General features: G+C 69.9%; 1 protein-coding gene. It reads right to left on the minus strand.

Annotated elements, in window-relative coordinates:
- Positions 1 to 3,557 (minus strand): non-ribosomal peptide synthetase (locus tag ETD83_RS40565; protein ID WP_171064725.1); only part of this gene is annotated, 3,557 nt, incomplete at its 3' end.
- Between the last annotated feature and the right edge of the window lie 30 nt (positions 3,558 to 3,587).

Here is a 3,587-nt window from a genome sequence, read left to right on the forward strand (position 1 = left end):
CCCGACGACAACGCCACCCCCACATCCAGCACCGACGCATCGAAACCGAACGAGGCGAACTGCAACACCCCCACACCCGGACCCGCACCCATCACCGGCCCAAACACCGACACCACATTCGCCAAACCACCATGGGTAACCGCCACCCCCTTCGGCCGCCCCGTCGACCCAGAGGTGTAAATCACATACGCCAACCCCGCACGATCCCGTTCGACCGGCAACCGGGTATCGGGGTGCTCCGACGCAGCGGCGAGGTCATCCTCGGTCAAGATCAGGGCCGCGCCACTGTCGGCGGCCATGAACGCCATGCGCTCGGCCGGAACCCCCGGATCCACCGGCAGATACGCGCCACCCGCCTTCCACACCCCCACAATCGCCACGACCATCTCCACGCCGCGCGGCAGGCGTACCGCCACCACCGACTCCGCGCCCACACTCCGACCGGCCAGATAATGCGCCACCCGGTTCGCGCGGACGTCCAACTCCCCATACGTCAGTTCGGTGCCCTCGAACACCACCGCGACCGCGTCCGGGGTCCGACGGGCCTGGGCCTCGAACAGATCCACCACCAGCCCCGCCGGGGCATCCACCGCCGTGTCGTTCCATTCCTTCAGGAGTAGACGACGCTCATCGGCGTCCAGAACCTCCACCTCGCGCAGCCGCGCGTGCGGGGCCGTGACCAGGGCGTCCAGCACCCGCACCCACCGCTGGGCCAGGGCCTCGACCGACGCCGCGTCGAACAGGTCCGCCGAGGCCACCAGCGATCCACGCAAACCGGCCGGGCGCCCGTCCTCGTCGAACACCTCCGCCAGCACCACATCCAAGTCGAACCTCGCCGGCACCGTTCTTGGCCCATCAACCACGGTGGCACCGTCGCCGACCTGCACCTGCGGCAGTTCGAGAGTCGCGCGTTCGGTGTTCTGCAGGGTCAGCATGACCTGGAACAGCGGGTGCCGTGCTAGCGACCGCGACGGCGCTAACTCCTCCACCAACCGCTCGAACGGCACGTCCTGATGCGCCAATGCGTTCAGCGTCGTTTCCCGCACCCGGCCCAGCACGTGACGGAACTCGGGGTCGTCCGACAGGTCGGTGCGGATCACCAGCGTGTTGACGAAGAAGCCGACCAGATCGTCCAACGCCTCATCCGACCGTCCCGCCACCGCCGAACCGATCGGAATGTCGGTCCCGGCTCCCAGCCGTGACAGCAGGACGGCCAAGGCGGACTGGACCACCATGAACGCGGTCACGCCTTCGGATCGGGCCAGGGCCACCAGCCGCTCGTGCACCTCGGCCGGCACCCGCACCGGCACCCGGTGGCCGTGATGTCCTGCGGTCGCGGGGCGCGGACGATCAGTCGGCAGCGCCAACTCCTCCGGCGCTCCGGCCAGCGCCTCACGCCAGTACTCGACCTGCGACGACAACAGGCTCTCCGGGTCGGACTCCCCGCCCAGCAGTTCACGTTGCCAGAGCGCGTAGTCGGCGTACTGCACCGGCAGCGGCTCCCAGGCAGGAGCCTCACCACGCGTCCGCGCTGCGTACGCGGTCGCGAGGTCACGGCGCAGCGGGTCCATCGACCAGCCATCACCGGCGATGTGGTGCATCACCAGGGTGAGGACGCACTCGTCCGCCCCGGCCTGGAACAGCCACGCCCGGATCGGGACCTCGGACGACAGGTCGAACGCATACCGCGACGCCTGCCCGACCACCTCGGCCAGCTCATCGGGCTCCACCCGCGACACTTGCAGTTCGCAGTCCACCTCGTCCATGCCGAGGATCCGCTGGTAGGGCTCGCCGTCCACTGCTGGGAACACCGTGCGCAGCGACTCGTGACGCCCGATCACGTCACGCAACGCCGCGTTCAAGGCAGCCACGTCCAGCTCACCGGACAACCGGACCGTCACCGGCAGGTTGTAGGTCGGGCTCGGCCCCTCCAGCCGACCGATGAACCACAACCGGCGCTGCGCGAACGACAACGGCAACCGCTCCGGACGAGCACCCGCCACCGGCGCCGGCCGCACCCGGCCCTCACCCGCCTCAGCGATCCATCTGGCCAACCCCGCCACCGTGGGCCTCTCGAACAGCGTCCGCAGCGGCACCTCAACGCCCAGCGCGGCCCGAACCCGCGAGGCCAGGCGGACGGCCAGTAGCGAATGACCGCCCAGGTCGAAGAAGCCGTCATCGACCCCGACCGACTCCAGCCCGAGGACCTGCGCGAACACACCGCACAAAATCTCCTCGTGCACCGTGGCCGGACCCCGCCCACCCACGGCGTACTCCGGTGCCGGCAACGCCCGGCGGTCCAGCTTGCCGTTCGCCGTCAGCGGCAACTCCGGCAACACCACCACGGAGGAAGGGACCATGTACTCCGGCAACCGCCCGCCGGTGAACTCCCGCAACTCGTCCACGTCGACCAGCCCGCCGCCTTCGGTGGGCACGACGTAGGCCACCAGGCGCTTGTCGCCCGGGCTGTCCTCGCGGGCTACGACCGCCGTCTGCGCCACGTCCGGGTGTGCCAGGAGCGCGGCCTCGATCTCACCCGGCTCGATCCGGAACCCGCGGACCTTCACCTGCTCGTCCGCGCGCCCCAGGAACACCAACTGCCCATCTGGTGTCCAGCGGGCCAGGTCGCCGGTGCGGTACATCCGCTCACCCGCGCCGAACGGGCACCCCACGAACCGCTCCGCCGTCAGGCCCGGGCGCCCCACATACCCGCGCGCCACCCCCGCACCCGCCACATACAACTCACCCGTCACCCCGACCGGGGAAGGGCTCAGCCGGTCGTCCAGCACGAACAAGCGCGTGTTGGCGATCGGACGCCCGATCGGCACCACGCCACCCGACAACTCACCGGTCAGATCACCCGCACGTACCGCGTGAACCGAACACCCCACCACCGTCTCGGTCGGACCGTACTCATTCACCACCACCGCATCCGGAGCCAACCCCAACCACGACTCCACGTCCGCGCCCGACAACGCCTCACCACCCACCACCCACCGACGTGCTCCACCCGCCACCTGACCGGCCGCCAGCACGCCCGCCAGCATCGGGAGATGCGCCGGGACCACCTTCACCACATCGAAGCCGCCGCCCGAGGCCAGCACGGCAGCCAGGCCGTCCACACCGCCCTCGACACTCACCCGTACTGCGGCGCCGCTCACCAACGGCACCAGCAAGCTCGTCACGGTCAAGTCGAAGGCCAGCGACGAATACAACACCGCACCACCACGGCCGACCTCATAGGCGTCGGCGGCCCACTGCAGGTAGTTCGCCAAGCCGCCGTGGGTGACCGCCACGCCCTTCGGCCGACCCGTCGAGCCCGAGGTGTACATCACATACGCCAACTCCGCCGCGTCCACCCGCAAAACGGGGACCGGCGACACGGCAGCGGCCATCAGGTCCGGATCATCCACGGCAACCGTGGGCAGACCCTCGACCGGCAGATCCTCAAGCAGGCCCCGGGTACTCAGGACCACGGCCGCTTCGGCGTCGGCGAGCATGAACGCGATCCGCTCGGCCGGGACAGCAGGATCAACCGGCACATACGCAGCGCCCACCCGCCACACCGCCAAGACCGCCGCCACCAC

Origin of the sequence: Actinomadura soli, from assembly GCF_005889715.1 — a bacterium.
GTDB classification, from domain to species: Bacteria; Actinomycetota; Actinomycetes; order Streptosporangiales; family Streptosporangiaceae; genus Spirillospora; species Spirillospora soli.